This is a genomic window from Bartonella sp. ML70XJBT, assembly GCF_028618425.1.
Lineage (GTDB): Bacteria > Pseudomonadota > Alphaproteobacteria > Rhizobiales > Rhizobiaceae > Bartonella.
Genome location: NZ_JAQISX010000015.1, coordinates 25557 through 48524 on the forward strand (window position 1 = coordinate 25557; position 22968 = coordinate 48524).

A 22968-nucleotide genomic window follows, 5' to 3' on the forward strand; every position below is an offset into this window, starting at 1 on the left:
ATTCAACCTTTACAACTTTCATAAATCTTTAACAGTTGTGTCCGTGAAATAATGAAAATCATGGGGATTACGTTTTGTCTATTCTGTTTGGGATTACACCCTTAATATAATACGAATATTACCAATTTATGCACTGGTTTTAAAGATATCTCTCTTAGCACTTTCAAGTTTATTTCGCTATGAAACCTGTGAATGGGATAGAACGCAAAGGCTTCTGTGAATTATATAAAGCTTACAGAGCATATCATTTTTATACTTATGAAGAAGCAAGGTGCATATTGTATATTTGTTATATATTTATCTCCATGTTGCTAGCAGACTTGGCATTGAGCGTTCATAAAAGGCTTCTTTCCTTTCTAAATCGTTTTTACCCATAAGGCTCTTTCCGCTTATGATGTGGAGGAAAATGATTTTGATTGATTCAAGATAAAATAGATTTGAAAAACCTTACGATATTTGAGTTCGGTCGATGATCGTTATAAATTATTGCGTTATGGAGATGTTGTCTGTTGAAAGCTCGATGCATCAAGGGGCAAAAGAAGCCTTGATTGCTTTTAGAAGAAATTTTTTTAGAAAAAAACTTTGTGGGTAATAATTTCATGGTTTTCCGCTCATCAAGACTTTTGAGAGTGTTTTATCCATTTCATGATGACCAAACCACACGTGAAAAAAGTAATGGTCGGTAAGATGAGGTAATAAGATGGTGAAACTTTTGCAGGAAGAAAAGAAATAATACTTAATACGGTAATTGAAAATAGTCTGCCGCTAAAAGATACAGCACCAACAACACCAGAAATATGCTGCGTTTGTGTTTGGTTTAGCTCTGAGAAAAATAAGCTTTTTGCTCCTATCGGGACAGTGCAAATAAATCCATGGATTAAAGAGAACGCAATGACTGATGCAACTGTTTGATTGTTATGAACGAAAAAATAAAGCGCGATGCACATCAGAGAAGAAAAGAAGGAAAAATATTTGATAGAATTCTTATATTTTTTATCAAGGACATGATACTTAGACATCAGTAAATTTGAAAAATACTGTGCTGAAAAGGCTCCAATATGACAGCACATAAGGACTAACATTTGCGAGCCATTGAGGTGATCAATTTTTTCCCCTACAAGGATAATTGGTTGCCAAAAATGATAAATAATCTGAATTCCAGCGCTAAAAAGACACATGAGGAAAATAAACCATGCTCCTCCCACGGTGTTTTGAAAGATCCAGAGCGTTTCCTTGGCATTGTGTAAGATTGTCTTTGTTTTGTGTGTTTCAATCACCGATTTCTTTTCTTCAGGAACAATAAGGAAAACCAAAAAAATAAATCCCATCATGAGGCATGAGATAATATATCCCATAAAATATTGTCCAGAATAATAAATCGTTCCAATGCCTACAATTCCACTGAAAATACTCCCGAAAGAGTTCACTTGGTAATAAAGATGCGCATAATGCGAAAAGTGATCGTGTTTATCACCAAGAGAATGGTAAATCCATCCGTCAATGGCGCTAACAATAATGCAAATGCCTGCTGCATAGAGAATTTGTGCAATAATGAGCGCCGTCATATTAGGGGCTTGAAGGCAGAGAAGATAAAACACTCCCGTCATAAAGACACCAGCTATAACGGAATATTTACGTCGATATCTGTCTGCTAAAACAGCGCAAGGAAAATCAAGCAGGAGAATAGTTGTGGAAAAGACAACTTGAAGTAGTGCTAATTGCGCGAGACTCACCCCCATCGACATTAAAAAAATCGCATGGTAGACACCAATGAGCATGCGTACGGCATTATAGGAACCATAGGTGAGAGCAAGGGTGCGTGGTCTGTTCATTTATGTTGTTCCACAAACCTTACAGTGAGGATTTTTCTTGAGAGAGCGTTCTTCTATGAAGAGCTGGCTGCTCCATATTCCCACGCTTTGATCAGTGGAAAGAAGGCTTCCATAACCACCCAAAAATTTAAAAGCATCGTTGGCACACATGGCGGCTGAAAGAGCATTCACAGGAGGAAATGTAGCAACTTTGAAGTTATTATTAATCATAACACAAGCGTCATAAATAAGATGTTCACTTTTTGCTGGAAGATTGCCTATAGATGAGCTGCATGCGTAACAACCAGTTTGCCCAGGTATGTAAAATGGACCAAAGACAGCTATATCATTAACATAACCAGAATTTATATAGGCTTGTTTATTTTTTACACACCATTCATTGATCCATACTCCTAGCTGATCAGGAGAATCAGCAGAAATAATCCATAAATCAGCTTTGGGGTGCTTTTTAATATCCTCTTTTTCAGTCATCAACATTTGTAATTCATGAATTTCACTTTGGCTGTTTCTTCGTAGCAGTTCACGCTTAAGAACTTTTGTTTTCGGAAGACCTAGTATCTTCTTCAGTAAAAAGAATTTGCCTGGTAAGATTGGTCAACTCGATTACATCATTGTCAACAAGAGTCAATTTCCCAACACCAGAGGCTGCAAGCATTGCTGATACATGATTACCAATCCCACCACGGCCTAAAATGACGACACTTTTTTGCAAAAGAGTATGCTGAACGGAGGCTGGATGCATACCATAACTTTGGTAATGGAGATGACTTCTCGAATAGCGATTATTGAGAATATTGTCTGATGTTTCAGCTTGGACAAGAATCAGCTTGGACAAGAAAATGATTAGAAACAAGAAAATTAAACGCACGATTAAAATTTTCTTTTAGCATAACAGACGATAGTGAATTATAAACCTCATCTACAGAGTCTTTTTTTTGATCCATTGTGCTGCAATAAGGACTAAATTATCCCAAAATTTCTTATCATTGATAATGAACTGTTTTGAACCAGCACCGAAAATAGCATTTCTTCACGAACAACAACACGTGTGTATTTTCCTAAAATATATTGTTGTTTCATTTTTCCTCCCCACTTATAGATCAAACCAACTTTTCCCTAGAAAATGATTCTAGGGAAAAGAATTTTCTTTAGCCATTAGTTACATTCTGTATGACTATGACTTCCCCCCCTTTAATGTATGTTTTCATAACTCATATTCATCACTTAAGTGAGAGAGTAAGGATGTAAAAAAGTAATTATTGTCAATGACTTTTATGATGTAAAGTGAATATTTTTACAAAAAGTATTTATAGATGAGTATTGAGAGAAAATCAGGATAACACTCTATGATCCTTATTAACCTAAAAAATGTAGCAATAAAATATACTATAGCAAATGAATAAACTTCAATTTTTGTAAAAAACGCATTTTTTATGGCTGCGGATAAAAAACAAATCCACATTAAAAGTAATCTTTATACCATTCAAGACCATTGATTATTTTTATCCATTTTTATATATGCTCCATTTTATGGGGGAAGTATAATTATTAATTAAAATATTAAATTTGAGTGATTTATAGTATTATAGTCCTTTGTTAATTCATGTATAAAGTGATTAAATTTTTTCCATGGTTATATAGAGCTAAACAGAAAAGTTTATAAATACTCTGTTGAATAAATTAGTTTTTATAGATTTATTTTTTTGTGTAATTTATCCTTTTTATTTTTATCGTAGATTACTCTAAAGAGATTGAATAAATTTCAATTCGAATCTTTTGATGAGAATTTAGGTATTTATTTTAAGGTATTTTGTACGAGAAAATAGAAAAATGTTTACAAAAAAAAATTTGTTGAGAGAAAGCTTATTGCTTATCATATTTTTGCTGACATATCTTGTTTCCTCCTCGCATGGTTATACGGGCGTGGATAAATTATTTTGTTCCCAAGTCGTTAAGGAGCGGGATGAGGCTGTTCAGAGGTTGGATTCCGTTGAGTTTGAAAGGCAAAATGCGCAACGGGGATGGAATGATACAATGAAGGTATTAGGGATAGCGGTAGAGGATTTGAAGAGAAGTGCGTTTGAACAGCAGGAACTCTATTTGGCGTTGCTGAAAACGATGCCAAACAACAAACAGCTTACTTATAAATATGAGATAACGCAAAAACGAAACGCTGCAATTTTTGAGCGGCTTGAGAAGGTTCTTACTCTATTTGAGCATGTTGAGAAAAGAACAGAAGCCTTTCGCGTTTTAAACAAAGTTGATCAGCTTAAGGATCAGTCTCAGTCATTACATACTTTAGAAGTGATTTCTAAACATCATGGGCATATTGATAGACTCAATAAAGAACTTGAAAGGCTCGATCACGAAGTTGATCGTTTAAACAACAAACTTCAAAGTTTGAAAAAAATATCGCGATAAGGAAACAGAAGGTTGTTCATTGATGCGATGGGGAAGAATGCATGAGATGATCCAAGAACGATGTCATTGAAAAAGGAATAAACGGTGGAATTTGCGATAGTACTCATCATATCCGTTATGGTTACTATAGGGACTCTTTGTTTTTTGTGTAACAGGAATTGTGAAAGAGCGGAAAAAGAAAGATGGAAAAGATATGGAAAGGCGCGAGAAACACACTCCGAAAATGAAGAATCAAATGAGACCAGCATGAAAAGAAACACGACCAAAGAAACATAACCATTGCATGAGACACTTCAAAATCCAGATCATAAAGTTTCGAGAGTCTCTTTAGCATTTGACACAGAAGCTAGAGTTTTAGCGTTTAAAGAAGCTATGGAACTTTCATCGAAGGATTATAAAATAATCTTTTGCATATTTATAATCAATATGGCTTTAGGTTCTGTTATCCGGATGTTGGGTGAGGCCGATAGAGAGTTTGATATTTTTACTCTTATATGCATTTTTATCGTATTCATTTTCTTATGTTTTTCTATAGCTTCTCCGATTATTTTAATTTTACACATACGATTGACAAAGAAATTGAAAAAAACACTTCAACAATTAGAAGATACTTTTGAGCAGCGAGATAAAGCACTTACAGCACAAAAAAGGAGAAAAAAATGACGGTTTTTATAATATTGTTTTTTCTCGCTACAATAATTATTAGTTGTGTTTTAAACATAGCAATTATCACGCTTTATTATTCTTTTTTTAAGCGTTCAAAATTGTATAAAAAGGTTGTGGCAGAATTAGAAGAAGTGACTAAAGAACGAGATGTGGCACTCGAGGGATTATTCGAGAAAGAATAATAAAAGCGGTACAGGGTTTCAAATTTTTTTGTAGTACCCGTTTTAAAGCATGGAGATGTGTCATACTGATGATTGAATAGATTGTTTCATGTTTTTAGCTAGAATAAAAAAAGAAGGTTCAAAAATAAAACTCAGATGTGTCTTTAGCATTTTATCTTCTGTTGAGATTGGTAAAAGTCTATACCTATATTGGTATGGAAGCCAAAATCATAGAGCTCTTAGATCAAGAAAGGGCTTTTCTTTTTAGAAAATAGGTCTCTTTTTCTCGAAAGAATTCCACAATCAAACTTTCTAACTCTGTTGCAACATGAAATTGTTATCACGTGTATGAGTGTTTTAAATGGTTTGACTCAAGAGAGCTTCCCAGCACTCAAAAAATTACTAGAATCTGTCTAGAACAGACTCTGTAGAGGTATGTTAAAAAAATTTATTTTCTCAATTTTATTTTCGTATCCCGTACGTTTAAAAATAACAAATTATACGCAATAAAAAGAGCATGCTGCTTTAGAGAGATCTTTAAAGATTTTGATTTTTTAGAAGTGTAGATCCTTTAGGCTTTAAGAATGGCAAAATATCTTCAAAAGAAGTCTTGATTTTAAATAACTGAGGGACGTGTTAAAAAATCCTATGCCCTTATGTTTATTGGCATGGCTCTCACAGAAAAGAATGTATATAAAATAAAAAAGTTACTGTTGATAAAAAACAGATGGTGCCCGGAAGAGGCTAGCTAGGCTTTATCAACAAGATTCAAAGTATATAAAGATGTGTAAGAGCGTATTGATGTGTATAGTTTTTTATGTTCCAATAAAAAAATTAAGAATTAAAGGAAAAATCTCAAATCAGAAATTAAAGGTGGTCTAAAAGGTGGAACAAAAAAGGTGGACGAGCAATGCTTGAAAAGGTGGACGAGAGGGGACGTTAAGTGAGGGCGATTCATCGGTTATCAGCATCATTCGTAAAGACGTCTCCGCAGGGTAAATATTGTGACGGGGCAGGGCTGTGGTTGAATGTTAGAAAAGACAATACACGCTCTTGGTTCTTTCGTTATACATACCACAACAAACGCCGTGAAATGGGACTCGGTTCAGTCGCACGACTTTCTCTAAAAGAAGCGCGCGAACTTGCCAAGCATTATAGTGCTATTCTTAAAGAAGGCAATGATCCTATTGTCTTTCGAGAACAAACCGTCTTAAAACAGCAAAGCAACATATTCAGTGAGATTGCAAAAGCGGCTTTTGAAAGTAAAAAAGCCGAATTAAAAAATGAAGGCAAAAATGGGCGTTGGTTTTCTCCGTTAGAATTACATGTCATACCGCAGATAGGTAGCTTATCTATAGAAAAATTAACAGCCAATATCATTCGCAATGTTCTCTCACCCCTTTGGCATGAAAAAGCAGATACAGCACGAAAAGCACTTAATCGTATTAACATTTGCTTGAAATATGCTGCGGCTCTTGGTTTAGATGTTGATCTACAAGCTTGTATGAAAGCACGTGCTCTTTTAGGAAAGCCCCGTACTACATCAACAAATATTCCTGCTATGCCATGGCAAGAGGTTCCGGCATTTTATCAAAGCTTGGATGATAATATCCTTTCAAATTTAGCCTTGAAGCTTCTTATTTTGACAGGGGTACGGTCATATCCATTGCGCTATTTGCGCCTTGAACAAATTGATAAAAAGATATGGACTATACCAAAAGAAAATATGAAGGGTATTGTGGGAAAAGTTTCAGATTTTCGCGTGCCATTAAGTCATGAAGCTTTGAAAGTGATTGAAAAATCTCTCCCTTTTGAGAAAAAAGGGTTTCTCTTTTCTGGTCTTACCGGCAAGCCAATTTCTGATGCAAGCATGGCAAAATATATGACAGTTTGTGGTTTAACTTATCGCCCCCATGGTTTCAGATCTAGTCTTCGTGACTGGATAGCAGAAACAACGTCAACACCATTTGAGATTGCCGAAACTGTTCTTGCGCATTCCGTTGGGAGTTCAGTGACAAAAGCTTATATGCGAACGGATTTTTTAGAACAGCGACATGTTCTCTTGGAACAGTGGGCTGCATTTATAACAGGAGCGACTTGATATTATTCCTGTGATGTGTATTGTCAAATCAGGTGCCTGAAAGACACCGAACGATAAGCGGATAGATTACCGAAATAGTCTCTTCCCGCCGAAATTTAAAAACTTTGACTCATCACATGCTTTGTAGCATATAGTGATTTTGTCGGGTGTGGTTACACTATACAATACCTTTGCAGGGAAAGTGTAACGGATGGGCTTATCGCCGTATTTGTTAGCGCCCAGTGCCCTTTTACGACGTCATTAACAAATATCTAATCAACAGGCTTTAAAGCCTTCTCATAGTCAATAAATCCATTAAAAAAGGGGAAAAATGAAACAAACTTTAAAATTATTAAGCTGCATAGCTTTATTAAATATGGCTGGATGTTACTCAAAGCCTCCTTCAACATACTTTGTTATATGGGAAAAGCCAGGTGTAAATTCTACTGAGGTAGGAAAAGCACTGTTAGAGTGTGGTGCGCTATCTCCTTCTAGTAGTAGTATAGCCAATAGCAAATTAGGTTTTCATGAATGGTCGATAATTCATGCTTGTATGATCCAATCAGGATTTCACCATAAAAAAATTAAAGATGGGAAATGGTGTGAAAATTGTAAAGATGATAGGATTCCGGTGTATTCTCTTAAGAGTTCTGTCATGACTCAGAGAAGTGTCGAGAGACGCTTAAACAGCTCGTTTTGTAAAAACAAAGGTATAATAAAACTCTTAAATATCAACACTCCGTTTTGCCATTGATCATCAACAATCAAAATGCTGTATGAGGTAGAAATAGCTTATATGCAAACAGATTTTTTAGAGCAAAGTTTTAACAAATTTTTTTGCGTATTTTTTTAGCTATTTTGAGGGGAAATTTGATGTGTCAAATTTAAAAAAAACACTGTAAAATGTGTAAAAATATTATTGATCGCTTTCATGAGACGTGCAAAATTAAAAATCTATTGGCTAGAAAATTTTGTACGTCTCAAAGTGTATTTAGAGTCGGATATTTGGTTTTTGTGTAAAAATACTTACTAATGCATCCATAATACGTGAAAAATCAAGCGCTAATAAGAGTATAATCAGTACAATCCATTTCGTATAACGAGACATCACCTTTACACTTTTATAGGTCATAATGATTTCTTGAAGGATTTCTTTTTCCGCTTCTGTAAGCTCTATATCGTCTCTTGTTTTTCTTCTAGCCATGTTCCCATCCACACAAACGTTCACCTAGGGTGTTATGTTTTAAGATATCTCTTGCTAAGTTTGAACTGATGACGTTAACATCTTGCCTCTCTAAATAAATAGGCAACCAACCAACACAAGAGACATACTTATTTGTCGCGCAACCAGCGAGAGAGAGCAGTGCGCACATCAGCATCGCTTTTCTGAGTAACTTCATTTTCCACCTCCAGCCGTGTTGTTGCTGCCTTTAAAGTTTTTTCTGTTTGCTTTTGCTGTTCACTCTTTTTGCCAAGGGTAAAAGCTTTGGCCAAAGCCATAAAAAAAGCGGCTAGTGCCGCACCTGTGAGCAAGAGATTTTTTTTCATCCAGAACATCATAGGCGGTGCTCCTGAAAACGTTTGGCAACAAGGAAAAGACCAACACATGCGGCTAAAACCATAATGGTAGCAAGAGCCCATTGCACTGGACCATTGCCTGCCAACAAGCCGCCAAGACCTGAGAAAGAACCAATAATTGGTGCAATGGCTTCGGCTTTGAAAAGCCCTGTTGGTGCTTGTGTTTCTACGGTTTGATAGTTGGAGGAAACAAACGCCCCTTTCGCCCACAAGCCTGCTTCTGCGACACGTCGGTGGACAAGACCTTGCAAGCGCTTACCACCGGCTTTGGTCCATTTCTGTAATTCGGTTGGGATTGCTTCATATTCACCGTTATTGAGTTTTTTTAATAGGGTCGAATTGCAAAAGGCTCTTGTTCCTACATTATAGCAAAAGGAGACCAAGGCTGCGAATTGTTCATCGGTTAAGGAAACTTGAACCGCTTGTTCAACGGTATTTTCAAATTGTCTTAAATCTTGGCGAAGAAGATCTTCGGCTTGTTTTTCGGTCATTGTCATGCCTTTGTGAACAAAAGGTTTTCCTGCGGCGCTGGTATGTCCATAACCGATGGTCCATACCCCGATGGCGTCTTTATAAGCATTGAGGCGCAAGCCTTCCCATTGTTGTATGAGAGCAAGCCCTTCTTGTGATATTTTCCGCATAAAGTTCTCCATAAAAAAAGCCCCACACAAGGTGAGGCTGAGTGAAAATCTAAAAATAAATTTTTTTCCATCTTGACAAATGTTCGTTTATAAACGAATATAGATTATGTTTGAAATACGTCACTACCTTACCTCTGATGGCAAAGACTTGATAACTGATTGGCTGCGAAAGCTGCGTGATGTGCAGGCTAAAGTTGCAATTATTCGCCGTCTTAATCGTTTAGAGCAAGGAAACTTTGGCGATTTCAAACCGCTTCGTGATGGTGTCTATGAATTGCGTATGAATATTGGTCCTGGTTACCGCGTTTATTATGCCCAGTCTGGCAAGACCGTATTATTGCTCTTATGCGGTGGTACTAAAAAAACACAAGACACCGATATCACTCGTGCATGTGCTTGCTGGCGTGATTGGCAAAACCGTGAAGATTAAAGGAGTACGAGAATGAAAGAGCGTAACCATGATGATGCGATGGCAGAAATATTCTATGATGATCCTGAAGTAGCAGCAGCGACCCTTGATGCAATCCTAGCAGATGGTGATCAGGGGGAATTGCTTGTAACACTTCGTCAAATGGCAAAAGCCTATGGTGGTGTTCAAGCTGTCGCTAAAGCAGCCAACCTGAATCCAACACAGCTTTACCGGACACTTTCAGAAAAAGGTAATCCAGAGCTCCGCAGTTTAAATGTTTTGCTGCGTACTATGGGGCTTCGCTTGGCTGTACAACCTCTTGAACGATCTGTTCCACACACTTGATATCAGCGTTGAGTATAGTAAATATTTGCTAACCCTAAACAACAGTGTTTTACGGAAAATCATGATAATCTATTCTATATCTTCTTTATCCATATGGATGACGCCGTCTCCTTCATCACATGCATTGGGTGGGGCGTTTGGATCAAGGGTATCGTCTTTGTCTGGTGTGGTATTTGCTACGTTTTTTGCAGCATCTTCTTGGGTTTTATCAAAAAGTTCGCAGTCTATTTTTGTTGTATATCCACCTGTTTTATCAAGCTTGTGTTTGACGCTTTTGATGCACCATTCTGCTGGAATGTAGGAGCGGAAAGGGGGCTCTTGAACAAGCTTTGCTTCTGCTTGCACAAAGGGATCACCACCAATATCACATGAGAAAGAAGATTTCCCACGCGATGATTTGTTGCGATAAGCAGCAATGGCTGCAACTGCTTCTGATTGGTTATGGTAGGTATATTTGAGTTCATGAAAAGGTTCTTTACCAACCTTGACTTCCTTTTTCTCACCAGTGCGGATATCATGATAGCTTGCGATAACACCGCCTTTTTTCTCTTTGTCTTCCTCTTCTTTCTCAGGTGTTGTTTCTGCTTTTTCCGATTCAGATGATGATGGTGCTGTTCTGTCACTGTCATCCATATGGATAAAGTTTTCATCATCATCAATTTCTTCTGGTTCTCGTGCATCAGCAGCGGCTTTTTGATCATCTCCCGCATCTGTTGCTAAGCCATTGGCTGCACCTGCTTCATCCCGCGCGCTGTATTTAAAATCCCAAGAGATGCAATGTTTCTCATGAATAACAACAATAGGGAGTGTTTCACCGGTGATGGCTTTGCCTTCACCCCGTTTGGCAAGCACCAATTTGCCATCAACGGGTTTTGCAACAGCATCATATTCTTCTGCAAGGCGCGTGGCAAAAGCCATATCGCTTTCTACCGTTTGATCAATGTGACGCACAACAATTTTTGCAAGAGCAGGGTCAACTTTTGCTGTATAGCCATTGCGCTGTGCTATCTCTTGAATGATACTCCCGAGGGTTTGTTGATGATAGGATTGGCTTTTTGGTGTTCGATAAGATGTATTCATGGAGGCAGCGCGCCCTGTAACACTTAAGGTTTGTGGTGGACTGCTTACGGAGATTTCGTCTATCAGATAGGCGCCCATATCGCGGTTTTTACCGCCTTCATAGCCAAGTGTTATGGAAATAACTGTCCCGATGAGAGGAATGTCAAGAAAGCCGTTATCACACTCACGGGCGCGATCATCAAGCTCTATGGTGATACGGTCGCTTTTGTCTTCTGCTTCATCGGTAATTTCAATCGATAAGACATAGTCCATGAGAGTTCTTGTAATATCCTCTCCATTTGCCATCACGATGCAAAAAGGTTTCATGATTGACTGCCCCAAATTCTAATCACCGGTGTGGCTTTAGGATAGGGGAGGGTTGGCAAGAGTATCGTGATACCTGCTTTTAAAATGGGTCCATAGTCTGCAAGACCAAAATTTGCTGCATAAACGCGTTCAACAGCAAGGGCTTGTTGCCCCTTGGCGTAGTATTTCCAGCAAATGGCATCAACCATATCGCCTTCTTTTGTCATGTAAAGATCACTCATAGCTCTTCACCATATTCTCTCAAATTGATGGTAAATTCTTGTTTTTTTGGGCTGCCATTTTGATGAAAAACACTTTGCTTTTCTTTGACAGAAAGGATGACAAACTTGCCTAAAATCCTCCCCTGACCTGTTACGAGGATATGAGGTCCCTCATGTGCCATTTGTCGTAAATATTCCAGTTGTCTATAACCGCCTTTAAAGTCTGGATAGATCACACCTGTTAGAGAAAATTCCGCATTGGCAACAGCTGGTAATTGAAGAGCAGCCTTGCGCCTCAATCGCCCTTGCTCGACCCATGGAATGTTATAGGTCATATCGAGGGCTTGATAGGCTGCTGTTTCAATGGAAAAGATAAAACCACCTAAAGCTAACATCATGATGTTTAATCCGAAAGGCTAGAAGCGATAGCCAAGCGCTGTTGTTTAGCGTGGCGTTCAAGGGCTTGACTGACTGCGGCATGGATGTCTTGTGGAGAGCCATTTCCTCCTGAAATATTTAAATTTGTAATGGTTATGGGGGCGTTCACTTCTGTTGGTTTATGCACCATAATGGGTTCTGGAACCTTGAAAGATTCAACCTTTACATTTGTCGCCTGCATTTGTCCTGTTTCAACTATGCCTGTATTAAAACCACTCTTGCCTTTTCCTGATGGAGCATTGGAAACAGTTGCTGTCTCAAGCATTCTTTTTGCTCGTGCATTGGTTTCATCGGTAAAGGTTTTAATGGTTTGGGTTGAATTTTTATCGATTGTAGCACTAAATCCTAACTTTTCTCTCATCCAGTTTGGCATCCAACTGGTTAATGTGTTAATCATGCCGCTAAACCAATCGGAGAGAGCATTCCATTTGCTTTTGATGCCATCCCATAATCCTCCAATCAGATGGGCACCTGCATCCATGAGATTGACTCCAAACAACCACTCAATCAATGCATTGATTTTTTTGGCAATCCAAGAGAGTGGTGAAAAGTTTTTAAAGAGTGTAAAGAGTTTACTGAAAACATTACTGCATAAATTAGCCAAAGAATTCCACAAATTGCGTAAGAAATTCATGACCGTATCCCAATTTTTATAGAGGAGATATCCGGCACCTACAAGGGCTGCAATGCCAGCCATTATCCAACCAATAGGTGTGGTCATGATTGCGATACCAAGCGATATAAAAGCAGAACCAACGGCGGTTATTGCTGGAATAAGTGAAGCGACAAGACTTACCGCGAGACCGGCAACTGCAGAAGTAGCCGGTGCCATTGCCGAAATGAATGCCACGGTAAGAACTGCTCCAACTGCGGCCAAAGATGCAGCCATCCAGCCATTGAGTTTATGCCAATATTTATAGAGTACAACAAGTGCTACAATACCGCCAATGAGCCAACCAATAGGGGTGGTCATCATAGCATAGCCAAGGCTAACAAACGCTACTCCTACGGCTGCTAATGCGGCAATGAGTGGACCAAAAATAAATGAACCAAGGGCGACAAGACCTATCTTTAAGAGGGTTATTTCACCAATCAATGGCTCTAGCCATCGAAACCAGCCTTTAATCCTCTCTGTGAGATCACTGATACCCTTTCTTAAATCAGAGGTAGGATTAAGCAAATCTTGCAAGACTTGTTTTAAGGTTTTAGCCCAGCTTGCCACGGTTGTTTGGATAAGATCACGGTTTTCATCAATCAGCTTTGAAAACGCATCAATCATATCATTGATCACGGGCATGAAACGCGTGCCAATAAAGCTTGCAATACCGCCTATTTTTTTCTTAAAGGCACCAAGCTTGTCGCTTAAATCTGCTGCATAGCGTGCAACATCGGCACCTATCAGCCATTTTCCTTTCCGCGCCTTTGCAAAGAGTTCTTTAATGGGTGCCATACCTTGTGAAAGCATGGCAGCCATTTCTTTACCATCTCCACCAAACAACAGCGCAGCAATACGCTGCCTTTGTGCTTGATTTTTCATCTTACTCATTTTTTCGGTAATTTCTTCTAATAAAACGGAGTTTGATTTGAGTTTACCAGAAGCGTTTTTGACAGAAATACCAAGCGCTTCAAACCCCATCATGCCTCTTTTTTGTCCAGCATATGCTTGCGCAGAACGCCTATTTAAGGTTGCCAAGGATTGTTGAAAGAGTTCGGCAGAATATCCTGAATTATCGGCTGCATCACCCCATAATTGAAGGGCTGTGACACTCATTCCTAAATGGTGAGATGCATGGTGAAGACTATCGCCCATATGCATGGTTTTCATGGTAACGGCGGTCAAACTTGCCACAAGACCACCACCAGCAAGCCCTAAGACACCGGTAAAGACTGAAGCACGGCTTGCAGCTACACCAAGAGCACTTTGAACACCATGAAGGCTTTTTGTCATGTTTTTGACAGCAGCAGAAAAGCGCGGAATACCCAAACTATGTGAGAGTGTTTTTGACAATGTATCGAATTTTTTTTGAAGATGTTTGAGAGGTGCGGTGAGTTTATCTTCAAGAGACAATCTCACCTTTGCATCAGCAACTTTTTCACTCATTTTGTCTTATACCTTTCTGCTGCTTGTTTTCGCCAGAATATGAGTTCTTGCGGTTCCATTTCCATCATGTCTGAAAGTGACCAATGGAACACAATGGCAATATCGGCTATGAGTTTAGCGGCGGTTTCCCAGTCGAGGTATCCCGCCGCTTGATAAAAGACTCCAAAATCTCTCCAATGCTCGACAAGTCATTAATATCGAGTTCTCCAACCGCTTCATGTGCCCATTCAGAAAGGCGTGTGATCATAGCGATTGTTTGCTCTATGCCTTCTTTTTTGTCGATTGCTTGCACATCTTTTGTTTTGGGGCGCCGTAAGGTAATTGTGGTGTGCTCTTTTCCCTCAAAAGTAACCGGTACAAGTAATTTATGTGTAATGCTTGTTTGTACTGTCATTTTTATAATCCTATGTTTTCTCTATGACCTGCTAATTGATTGACGCCATTGAATTTTCTGATGAGGTTTAGGACGTCTATCTCAACAATTTCAACGTCCTTCTGGACATATTTGAAATACTGCAATGTGAATGTTGCTGTAGAAGTTGCTTTGCCTCCCGGTTGCCATTCTGCCATTTCAAAGCCTTTGCAAAGTCCTCTCATGGTAATGATAACCCCTTCTGCGGGTGTTCCTTGCGCTTGCATTGAACTGCGCAGTGAGATGTCGACATCGGTGCGTCCCAACAATGCCATTAATTCTGGTGAACAATCAGAAATGGTCATGGTAAGCGTGAGGGTTTCAAGACCAAGGTCAACTTCAATGGCGCTATCTATGCCACCGCCGCGGTAACTTTCAACGACCAAATTCAAATTTGGTAGGGTGACACTTTCACATTTTGCTTGATAGGGAATACCATCGACAAAAATGTTAAAATATTTCAGAACTCTTGGTAAAACGGGGACAGTCATTAAAAGATCTCCTCTAGGTAATCATTGATGATTTGTGAACGGAAGGTGATGTGTTCTGCTGGTGTTGTTGGTGTGAATTCCACATTGAAATAGACTCTGCCGTCTCCAATAGCGCTTGCTGTATTAAGCTCTGGATCCGGTGTACAGCGTCCTCCAAGAATGGCGCCTTGCGCTTTTAAATCACGCAAATAAGCATTGACGCTTTCACTCACATCATTCAGATAGGTCTTTTTGATATTTCGGTCGACCGCCCATAGATGTCCGCGCAAAATAGCATCGTTAATCATATCTGCGGTGCGTACCACCGATAAAAAGGCAAATTTTGTATCGCTTGAAAGTGTGCGATTGCCCCAGAGGCGATAGCCGTTTTCTCGAATGATTGTTGTGATGTTTTGTTCGTTGAGAAGATTAGCGCGGCTTGCACGATCACCAATGGAAAAATCAATGGGGCGCGCAGTTCCTACAATTCCATTGATCACTTTATTGGAAGGAGAATGCCAAAAGCCATTGGCAAAATCATTTTTGGCAATGACCCCAGCAACCACCGCACTTGCTGGTTCTTCTAAGATCTTGCCATTGCGATTAACTTTGACAAATGGATCAATGAGAAGGGCGCGTTTTGAATCAAAATCCTTTGCTGCACTAAGGGCTGCTTCATCTGTTGTGTTTGGTGCATCAATCACCACAATAGCGCGCAAACGTTCTGCAATGCCAATCAGTTCTGCCGCAACGGGGTTAGAGGTTGTACTGATCTCAGTTTTGGCGCTATCACTCGTTCCATTCCCTTCAGTATTCACACTGGATGGGCGTTGATGGGTAAAGCCTGGTGCAATCAGAATACGTGGTGTTTGTCCCACAACAGATTGTGCTCCAATAAAAGCATGCACACCTTCATAGGCGCCATGTTCGTTCACACCGCCTAGAATGTTGGTGAGTGTTGCATTTTCATTGTCACCTTCTTTCACGCGCACGACAACAACAATGGCACCCACTTGCTTGAAAACGAGATCAAGGGCATTGGGTAGGGTGCCTTGACGCTTACCTGTTTTATCCAGTTTAGCGGCTTGTGAAAGTGAACCCGTTACCAAAACGGGTGTGTTAAGAGGAAAGGCTTGTTCATCAGCATCGGGTGCTGTGCCTATAATTCCGATAACGCCAGACTAAACCGCGCGAAGGGGACGGGTGCCGTCGTCAACCTCAACGACTTCAACACCGTGTAGAAAACCTGTTGCCATACTTTATGCTCCTTTAAATGAGGGGTGAATGAAAATGAATGGGAAAAAATGAGAGGTAAAAGCCGCTCTTGAGAACGACTTGACAAAATGTTTAAAACCGTTAGATTCATACAAAGGTGCTTGAAAAACACCTCAAAACAACAAGCGGATTGGTTACCGAAATAATCAGTCTTCTGTACATTAAAGACTTTGACTCATTATATGTTACACGCATATAATAGTGGGGTCGGGTGTGGTTATGCTATACAATACCCTTTTGGGGGAAAGGCATAACGACGGGCTTGTTGCCGTGTTTTTCAGCACCCGGCATTTTTATAAAAAATGTCAATGAAAAACGTCTAACAACAAGGAGTTCATCATGAACAATTTAGTAACAATCGACAATGATGGTATCGCTGTCACAACCTCTTTGAAAATTGCAGAAGGTGTGGGGAATAGCCACGCTACGGTTATCAAGCTTGTACGTCAAAATATTGAAGACTTTGAAGAATTTGGAAGGGTTGGATTTGAAATCTCACCCTTTGGAACCAAAGGCGGAAGACAGAAAAGAGTAATTTCTATCCTCAATGAACCACAAGCCACTCTACTCATGACCTATATGCGTAACAATGATACGGTGCGTGCATTCAAAAAAGCCCTCGTCAAAGCTTTCTATGATTTAAAAAACCAATTAATTGATAATGATCGTGATACACGCTTTGATTTTCCAAGCAACTGGGATGAAATGGGACCTACTGAAAAGGCTGTTTATATTTATGGACCGCTTCACATGCATCTTGTTAAAGCCTTTACATTAACAGAAGAGAGCAAACATTACAAAACGCTTGTTGAAGAAGCTAAGCGCGTTTTAGCAAGCCCTGTTGCAAAAGTAGCTTAATTAAAAAATATGACTCATCTCCCCGTCTTTAGGGTGGGGAGATGGTTACGAATGGCTCTGTTCCATTTGTGCATTCATTTCGTTAGCTGTTAGTGTTGGAATAGAAGAAACATCAATATCACGTTCCGCATGCCAAGCATCATAATTGGCTTGCATACGTAACCATATGGCAGCTCCATCACCAAACATTTTTCCAAGGCAAGCAGAAATAGCAGGAGAAACGGGCTTTTTTGCCTTCAGAATATCATAAAGATGTTGGCGTGATATACCGAGCATTTGCGCAATTTCTAATTTTGTTTTGCCAGTTTCAGGAATAATATCTGCTAAAACTTCTCCTGGATGAGTAGGGCAGCGATTTTTATCTCTTTGTGCAGGAATGTCATTCATAACTGTATCCTTAGTGATATTGTTCAAGATCAACACGGTAAGCATTACATGAGTCAAATTCAAAGGTAATACACCATGGTCCGTTAACGTGGACAGTGTAACGAGTGGGTGAATATCCACTCAAAGAATGAAAGTTGAATCCTGGAAGATTCATATCTTCTGGTCTTTCAGAAAAATCTAAACGATCAAGACGAACCATGATACGTTTTACAAGTTTCTTATCAATCTTGGATGAATTTCCCGTTTTGAATAATTCTGCCAATGTTTTGCTTTTAAACGTTTTAATCATTCCTTTATATAACGTGAAAGACTATAAATGTCAACAAATAGCTTACATTGTAAGTGCTAAAATGGAAAAAACAGTAACATCCCATTAGAAAGCCTAATAGCTTAGACTTGTTTTTCTTTTCTCCACCTCATGCGTAAAGAGAAGGATAGGCGCATGGAGGGGATAAATTTGCACGTCAACATCAAGGATTTTACAACCGCATCAAAGGCTGTCTGATCAAATATTGCTAAAAACTTAGATCCCTTGCCATTCTTAATAAAGTGAATACGAAGTTTAAATTCTATTGTCATTTTGCTCTCCAAATCAATGAAGAGACAATAACAATCATCACCATGCTCCATAAGCCTGACACTGTCAGTCAAAAAAAAACTTTGAGAGGGCTTTAAAAGAGCAATAAAAAGGCTTTGAAAATCATATAAAGCCTGCTTATAGAACAGCTATCCATTTGACTTGCGCTATCTTTAGTTTTCTATTTAATCTTTCCATAATCTTATAAGAACAGCACCATCAGCTCCAGCACCGCTTGAACAATCAGTCCCATGAGAACCAGCACCCCCACCACCAAAGCCACGCCCTGCTTTTCCTGAACTATAATATGAGCCTTGTCCCGTTCCTCCAGCGCCCCCCCTTGATGTATCACCCCCAGCATCACCGCCATTACCACTCATTTCTGCATTAATTCCACTCGTCCCAGCACAACCATTGCCGCCTTTAGCAAGTCCTGGATGTTCGTCTGTTGCTAAACCAAAATTTCCTCCCACGCCTCCAGCACCACCAGAGCCTGAATAGAAGGAATTCGTACTACCACCAAATCCCGAGTGAGAGATACGGGCGTCAGCTCCCCCACCACCCTTTCCTCCGGTAGCCGTCATAAAATTTTTGCCAATGGTTGTTGTTTCTCCAGGCTTACCGCTTACAAAATTCTTTGCAATAGAAGCCCCTCCTTTACCAATGATGATATTCTCGTGACCATTTAAACTGACTTTATAGCCATACCAGACGGAACAACCGCCTCCACCTCCACCTCCTCCTAATCCTATCCCAAACGCTCTACCACCACTACCTCCACCACCCCAAGCTTGGATTTCAACTTTGGTTTTATCCGTGACCCAGTCGGGCCATTCAATTTTTCCGTTCTGTGTATAGAGCAATTCAGCATCAGCAAGGGCCGGCCAATTGGTGATTTTATCGATCAAATCTTTTTTAAGACTCTTTATCCCTGCTAAGATGGCGGCATCCACTTGCGCCTTGGTATAAACAACATCACCGTCAACTTTCAAAGGTCCTTTAAGTAAGCTTCCCGTTGTGCTTAGATTAGTGACCACTTTATTGTTATGGGTAATATTCAATGATGTGTTTCCCAACAGCTCCAAACCGCCACTCATGGTAACTTTGCCGGTAAACTTATTATAACTTTGCCATTCATTGGCTTGTTTGAGACGTCCATAGGCTGTGAGGTCTTCATTAAGCTTGGCTCTAAATTTATCGAGCCCCACGATATCTTCAATCTTATGTTGATGAGAACCAAGCAAAGATACAGCACTGCCAAAGGTGAAGTTATTATTGCTTGATTTATAAAGTACATAGTTGTTGGCAGCATCTTTTGCCCCCTCGATATCGCTTAAATCAGCAAAAGTGAAGGTTTTATCGGCTGCCATCTTGCCATTAAGGGCGCTTTCTAAACCCGTCACATCACTGATTGTGTGCGTGTGTTTTAAAGGTGCTTTTTCGTCTATCTTTTCCTCAACATCGGCTATTGCCTGATCAATTTTGGTCAAGTTTTCCCGCAAGATGGGGAATTCAGAACTGATAAAACGTCCTTCTTTAGGCAATTCCATGTCGAGTTTTTTTGTTTTGGTCATCTCTGTTTTCCCCTCATAATATGCCGGCGCCAAAATCACGCACCATGGACCGTGCAGAAGGTCCACCAGTAAGGGTGAGTTTGAGACGTGCTTGTTTTCCTGTTTTGTCACCACTCACAAATTTTCGTTCTGTCCAAAGCGGTTCAGATAACTGCTCTGTTTCGTCGAGTTTTAAGGGGCTAAAAGCACCATCATCCAGCTGCATCTCGAGTGTAAAGGTTGCACCGCCCGGTAAAAATGTTTTGATATAGCTGGTCAGCCTTGCCTTTTCTCCAAAGGCAAAAGCACGGGTGACATAAGTGGCTGTTTTATGGATCTTCCCCGCAATCAATTGCACAGGCGCAAATAAGACGGGTGAAAGCTTCTCTGTCCCTTTGAGAATGGCGCGAAGCTTTACCTTTTCACTGATATATTCACTAAGGCTTAGCAATTGAAAGGGCAGCAGTTGATAAACCGTGCCGTTATTGCGTTCAATTTCAAACACAACAGAACACTCGCTTGAAGGTAACTCAACGGCTGCACGGATTTGTAAATCAGAGCAATCCACAAGATCAAAACTGCCTAAATCTACGGTTTTTTCTGTTTGCCTGTAGCGGGCTGCCAGCACTCGAAAGGCTAAAGCTTCATCTTGATGGGCTGTCCAGCTCCTCGCATTGACAGAGGAAAAGCGTGGACCGGTCACGTAAGGGTGACTCGAGACGTATCTCTGGTGTTCTGCATCAAAATCTCCAAGCTTTGCCAGTGAGACAGAATGATCAGCATCATCTGTCTTGATAACAAAAGCCGTTAAGCGGTCATCCATCACAAGGAGTGGTACATCATAGCGTGCCTCTGCCCACCCTTCCTTTGCGCCCTTCATGGAATAGGAGGTTTGTGCTTGGATATCGGCAGTCGGATAGCCATTTTCAGTGGTGACCAAATCAATCACCAGATCATGGGCTTGATTGCCAATTTTACAAAGATGAAAGTCAATACCTGTGATTTGCCGTGTTTCATCGGGGGTAAAAACTTGCGCTTGTGGGTCGACTTGCGTCCAGATCTTCACCGTGGTGGTGCGCCGCATCACTTTCACATCAATCACACCTTGACCGGTAAAAAGCCCTGTTGCAATGGTTCCTCCTTTTCCCCGTGCCACAACATTTTTTGTCCCAGCCGTAATATTTTGTGGAATCGTGAAAGCGCCTTCAAGGATGCCTTTGGTGTTAGCAACAAGCTTTGTTTTTGGTAAAACATTCACACCATCAAAGCTAAGGCTTTCCAAGATTTCACCACTGCCAAAACCTTCAATCTTAAAGTTCACCTTAATTTGTCTCAAAAAATCGATTTGTTCTTGTGTCGCACGCATCAAGTCATCACGGATTTCTGTTCTACGTACGCTACTGCCGCGGTTCCAGCCCATATTGAGTTGATTGGTCACACCAGAGAGCCAATCGGTGCGCTGTTCATGCCAAAAGTCTGTTGCGGGGGTAAGGGTGACTGTACCAGGCAAGGGAGAAAAATTTTGATAAGGGTTGATTTTTTCGCAAGCCGTTGTCAACTCTTGCGCGATGATCACTTCATTGGTCCAGTCAAGCGTGACAGGCGCTGTAAGATTAGCGGTGTAAAATGTTGGATCAATGGCAAGCTGCAAAATACCGTTTCCCACAGCCCCCGTTTGTTCAAAACCTTCATCTCTATAACTGTCATCAAGAAAAGGGTCAGCAAACATGCCTTTTTTGGCAACAGGTTCTTTAGAGTCCACATTGCTTTTAATGCGCTCTAGTTGCATCAAGCGGTCAAGGGAGAGCACCCGTTGAAAATAACGCCACATCTCATCATAAGGGGCAACACGTGTGCCATCATTGACCACAAGGGGGGTGCTTAGCCAATTGTTGGTGATGGTGGCAAGGGACAACACATCATCAGGGACACTGGGTGCCATGGGTTGGTCTGATGAAACCCCTTTGATGTAAACCACATTGCCCCCTGTGTTAAGACCAATACGGTCAATGCGGGGGAGTTTATAAGTGTAGCTTACAATGATATCACCTCCCTCAGCTCCCCCTGAGACGGTGATTTCTTGTGCTGTGACTTTATCAGCCTGCACCCGTGCACGATAACGATACGTCACCCTATAACTGCTCCCCGCTAAAGGTTCATCCCCCACAGGTGCCCAATCAATGGTGTCTCCGGTTTTTTTAAAATCTGTGCCTTCTTTAAATTCCTTAGTTCCTTGAACGACTTTGATAAACGCGGTGATGCTTTTATCCGGCACACCATCACGCCCGGAGGCAACCGCACCACGGGTGACGTTAACGGTTTTTTCTTTTGTCAACAAAAGAGACTGAATATCGGCAATAGGAAAATAATAGGGTTTAAAGGTAAAACTTGTTTTCCCTTTTGGAGGCGCAAAAATATGCGTTTCGCTTGGAACAACGCTTGTCGAAAAATCCTCCATCTCTTCATGGCGCAAGGCGGCTAAGCGTTTGCGTTTAAAGCCATTGATATTGGCTTCTCCTTCTTGAATACTAAAGACTTGGCAACCGTTGTTTGGTCCCAATGCGCTTACACGGCAGCCACTCACGATATAATGCCCATGGGCGCGGTCGTACGTCGCAATAGCTTGCATAGCGGGTTCAAGCAATGAGGGGGATTTTTGATCAATCAGAACACCATCTTGTAAGATATAAACCGGAAAGAAAGTGCCTTGCTGTGTATCTTCTTTCAGTGCCCAAACAAGCTTTGCTGTTTCGCGTGCGCCACCTCCTTCTCCTTCTGCCAAGGTGCCAGGCACTTGCCCCAACAGCTCTGGATCATCTTCGTGTGTTATCCATTTCTTTTGTAGCTTTACACCGATTTCCATGCGTCCAACCATGGAAACATTCTCTAAGACGGCATTTGAGACAGGAAAAATATCGCCAGCGATATAAATCTTGCCCTCTGTTAAAGTGACGGTTTGCTTATCTTTATTGACAAAAGCATCAGCCCGTTCCACGCGGTCTCCTTCTTTTGCCACAAGGCGCCCCAAACGGTCATGCCGTCCTCTTATAATGGTTTGAACCTCGTTGAGTTCACCCGCTTGAATAAAGGGACGCGTGCCATAAAAGACAACGCTTTGTTGTTCATCTTTGCCAACAGATCTATCAATTGCAAAGGGTAAACCACTTTCATGCTTCAT

General features: G+C 40.5%; 28 protein-coding genes. 8 read left to right on the forward strand and 20 right to left on the reverse strand.

The features are described from left to right. Nucleotides 1-614 precede the first annotated feature (614 nt). Genes PVV65_RS06620 through PVV65_RS06630 form a run of 3 tightly spaced genes read right to left on the reverse strand, consistent with a single transcriptional unit; the run spans nt 615 to nt 2667 of the window. Nucleotides 615-1832, reverse strand: coding sequence for an MFS transporter (locus PVV65_RS06620; protein WP_273755433.1), 1218 nt, complete (start codon nt 1830-1832; stop codon nt 615-617). Next, a complete protein-coding gene (locus tag PVV65_RS06625) occupies nt 1833-2423 on the reverse strand; it encodes a ThiF family adenylyltransferase (protein ID WP_342752507.1) in 591 nt (196 codons plus the stop codon). After that, nucleotides 2359-2667, reverse strand: a complete 309-nt coding sequence (locus PVV65_RS06630) for a ThiF family adenylyltransferase (protein ID WP_273789640.1) — start codon at nt 2665-2667, stop codon at nt 2359-2361. Before PVV65_RS06630 ends, PVV65_RS06625 begins: the two co-directional genes overlap by 65 nt. Nucleotides 2668-3755: 1088 nt before the next feature. Between PVV65_RS06630 and PVV65_RS06635 the strand changes: the two genes are divergently transcribed. The 5 genes from PVV65_RS06635 to PVV65_RS06655 all read left to right on the forward strand — a co-directional run bounded on the left by PVV65_RS06635 (nt 3756) and on the right by PVV65_RS06655 (nt 7914). Continuing rightward, nucleotides 3756-4253 (forward strand): hypothetical protein, encoded by a 498-nt coding sequence (locus PVV65_RS06635; protein WP_273755432.1) that lies wholly within the window; start codon nt 3756-3758, stop codon nt 4251-4253. A 279-nt stretch (nt 4254-4532) separates the two neighbouring features. Then, nucleotides 4533-4916, forward strand: a complete 384-nt coding sequence (locus PVV65_RS06640) for a hypothetical protein (RefSeq protein ID WP_273789641.1) — start codon at nt 4533-4535, stop codon at nt 4914-4916. Continuing rightward, nucleotides 4913-5101 (forward strand): hypothetical protein, encoded by a 189-nt coding sequence (locus tag PVV65_RS06645; protein WP_273755431.1) that lies wholly within the window; start codon nt 4913-4915, stop codon nt 5099-5101. The genes PVV65_RS06640 and PVV65_RS06645 overlap by 4 nt, the downstream gene beginning before the upstream one ends. A gap of 922 nt (nt 5102-6023) precedes the next feature. Beyond that, nucleotides 6024-7181 carry a site-specific integrase gene (locus PVV65_RS06650; RefSeq protein WP_273789642.1) on the forward strand — a complete coding sequence of 386 codons (1158 nt, stop codon included), beginning with the start codon at nt 6024-6026 and terminating at the stop codon, nt 7179-7181. Between the two features lie 310 nt (nt 7182-7491). Then, entirely contained in the window at nt 7492-7914 is a 423-nt protein-coding gene (locus PVV65_RS06655; RefSeq protein WP_273754706.1) for a hypothetical protein, read from the forward strand. A gap of 237 nt (nt 7915-8151) precedes the next feature. Here the strand turns inward: PVV65_RS06655 and PVV65_RS06660 are convergent, their stop codons facing one another. Genes PVV65_RS06660 through PVV65_RS06675 form a run of 4 tightly spaced genes read right to left on the reverse strand, consistent with a single transcriptional unit; the run spans nt 8152 to nt 9379 of the window. After that, nucleotides 8152-8364 (reverse strand): hypothetical protein, encoded by a 213-nt coding sequence (locus tag PVV65_RS06660; RefSeq protein ID WP_273754708.1) that lies wholly within the window; start codon nt 8362-8364, stop codon nt 8152-8154. Continuing rightward, entirely contained in the window at nt 8357-8560 is a 204-nt protein-coding gene (locus PVV65_RS06665; RefSeq protein ID WP_273789643.1) for a hypothetical protein, read from the reverse strand. Before PVV65_RS06665 ends, PVV65_RS06660 begins: the two co-directional genes overlap by 8 nt. Then, a complete protein-coding gene (locus PVV65_RS06670) occupies nt 8493-8720 on the reverse strand; it encodes a hypothetical protein (RefSeq protein WP_273789644.1) in 228 nt (75 codons plus the stop codon). Before PVV65_RS06670 ends, PVV65_RS06665 begins: the two co-directional genes overlap by 68 nt. After that, nucleotides 8717-9379, reverse strand: coding sequence for a lysozyme (locus PVV65_RS06675; protein WP_273789645.1), 663 nt, complete (start codon nt 9377-9379; stop codon nt 8717-8719). The genes PVV65_RS06670 and PVV65_RS06675 overlap by 4 nt, the downstream gene beginning before the upstream one ends. A gap of 106 nt (nt 9380-9485) precedes the next feature. Between PVV65_RS06675 and PVV65_RS06680 the strand changes: the two genes are divergently transcribed. Beyond that, nucleotides 9486-9809, forward strand: coding sequence for a type II toxin-antitoxin system RelE/ParE family toxin (locus PVV65_RS06680; protein ID WP_273789646.1), 324 nt, complete (start codon nt 9486-9488; stop codon nt 9807-9809). Between the two features lie 12 nt (nt 9810-9821). After that, nucleotides 9822-10133: a DNA-binding protein gene (locus tag PVV65_RS06685; RefSeq protein ID WP_273789647.1), complete on the forward strand. Its 312-nt coding sequence runs from the start codon at nt 9822-9824 to the stop codon at nt 10131-10133. Between the two features lie 69 nt (nt 10134-10202). Here PVV65_RS06685 and PVV65_RS06690 read toward each other — a convergent pair whose 3' ends face one another. Genes PVV65_RS06690 through PVV65_RS06725 form a run of 8 tightly spaced genes read right to left on the reverse strand, consistent with a single transcriptional unit; the run spans nt 10203 to nt 16312 of the window. Beyond that, nucleotides 10203-11519: a contractile injection system protein, VgrG/Pvc8 family gene (locus PVV65_RS06690; RefSeq protein ID WP_273789648.1), complete on the reverse strand. Its 1317-nt coding sequence runs from the start codon at nt 11517-11519 to the stop codon at nt 10203-10205. Further along, nucleotides 11516-11740, reverse strand: a complete 225-nt coding sequence (locus PVV65_RS06695) for a tail protein X (protein WP_273721185.1) — start codon at nt 11738-11740, stop codon at nt 11516-11518. Before PVV65_RS06695 ends, PVV65_RS06690 begins: the two co-directional genes overlap by 4 nt. After that, nucleotides 11737-12117, reverse strand: coding sequence for a phage tail protein (locus tag PVV65_RS06700; RefSeq protein WP_273789649.1), 381 nt, complete (start codon nt 12115-12117; stop codon nt 11737-11739). Before PVV65_RS06700 ends, PVV65_RS06695 begins: the two co-directional genes overlap by 4 nt. Nucleotides 12118-12122: 5 nt before the next feature. After that, nucleotides 12123-14258 (reverse strand): phage tail protein, encoded by a 2136-nt coding sequence (locus tag PVV65_RS06705; protein WP_273789650.1) that lies wholly within the window; start codon nt 14256-14258, stop codon nt 12123-12125. After that, nucleotides 14255-14326, reverse strand: coding sequence for a GpE family phage tail protein (locus PVV65_RS10030; RefSeq protein WP_081485993.1), 72 nt, complete (start codon nt 14324-14326; stop codon nt 14255-14257). Before PVV65_RS10030 ends, PVV65_RS06705 begins: the two co-directional genes overlap by 4 nt. A 38-nt stretch (nt 14327-14364) precedes the next feature. Next, entirely contained in the window at nt 14365-14652 is a 288-nt protein-coding gene (locus PVV65_RS06715) for a phage tail assembly protein (protein ID WP_273755856.1), read from the reverse strand. Between the two features lie 2 nt (nt 14653-14654). Then, nucleotides 14655-15161 carry a phage major tail tube protein gene (locus tag PVV65_RS06720; RefSeq protein WP_273789651.1) on the reverse strand — a complete coding sequence of 169 codons (507 nt, stop codon included), beginning with the start codon at nt 15159-15161 and terminating at the stop codon, nt 14655-14657. After that, nucleotides 15161-16312, reverse strand: a complete 1152-nt coding sequence (locus tag PVV65_RS06725) for a phage tail sheath subtilisin-like domain-containing protein (RefSeq protein ID WP_404978395.1) — start codon at nt 16310-16312, stop codon at nt 15161-15163. The genes PVV65_RS06720 and PVV65_RS06725 overlap by 1 nt, the downstream gene beginning before the upstream one ends. A 442-nt stretch (nt 16313-16754) precedes the next feature. Here PVV65_RS06725 and PVV65_RS06730 point away from each other — a divergent pair, with 442 nt between their 5' ends. Further along, on the forward strand, nt 16755-17273 hold the full coding sequence (locus PVV65_RS06730; protein WP_273782945.1) for a Rha family transcriptional regulator: 519 nt from the start codon (nt 16755-16757) through the stop codon (nt 17271-17273). A 45-nt stretch (nt 17274-17318) separates the two neighbouring features. Here PVV65_RS06730 and PVV65_RS06735 read toward each other — a convergent pair whose 3' ends face one another. The 5 genes from PVV65_RS06735 to PVV65_RS06755 all read right to left on the reverse strand — a co-directional run bounded on the left by PVV65_RS06735 (nt 17319) and on the right by PVV65_RS06755 (nt 22968). Then, nucleotides 17319-17660 (reverse strand): HigA family addiction module antitoxin, encoded by a 342-nt coding sequence (locus PVV65_RS06735; protein WP_273789652.1) that lies wholly within the window; start codon nt 17658-17660, stop codon nt 17319-17321. 10 nt (nt 17661-17670) lie between these two features. Next, complete coding sequence (locus PVV65_RS06740; protein ID WP_273789653.1) at nt 17671-17949, reverse strand: type II toxin-antitoxin system RelE/ParE family toxin; 279 nt, start codon at nt 17947-17949, stop codon at nt 17671-17673. Between the two features lie 101 nt (nt 17950-18050). After that, nucleotides 18051-18239 (reverse strand): hypothetical protein, encoded by a 189-nt coding sequence (locus PVV65_RS06745; RefSeq protein WP_273755883.1) that lies wholly within the window; start codon nt 18237-18239, stop codon nt 18051-18053. Nucleotides 18240-18422: 183 nt separating this feature from the next. Continuing rightward, complete coding sequence (locus PVV65_RS06750) at nt 18423-19811, reverse strand: Bgr_08870 family protein (RefSeq protein WP_273789654.1); 1389 nt, start codon at nt 19809-19811, stop codon at nt 18423-18425. Between the two features lie 13 nt (nt 19812-19824). Beyond that, a complete protein-coding gene (locus PVV65_RS06755; protein WP_273789655.1) occupies nt 19825-22968 on the reverse strand; it encodes a DUF4815 domain-containing protein in 3144 nt (1047 codons plus the stop codon).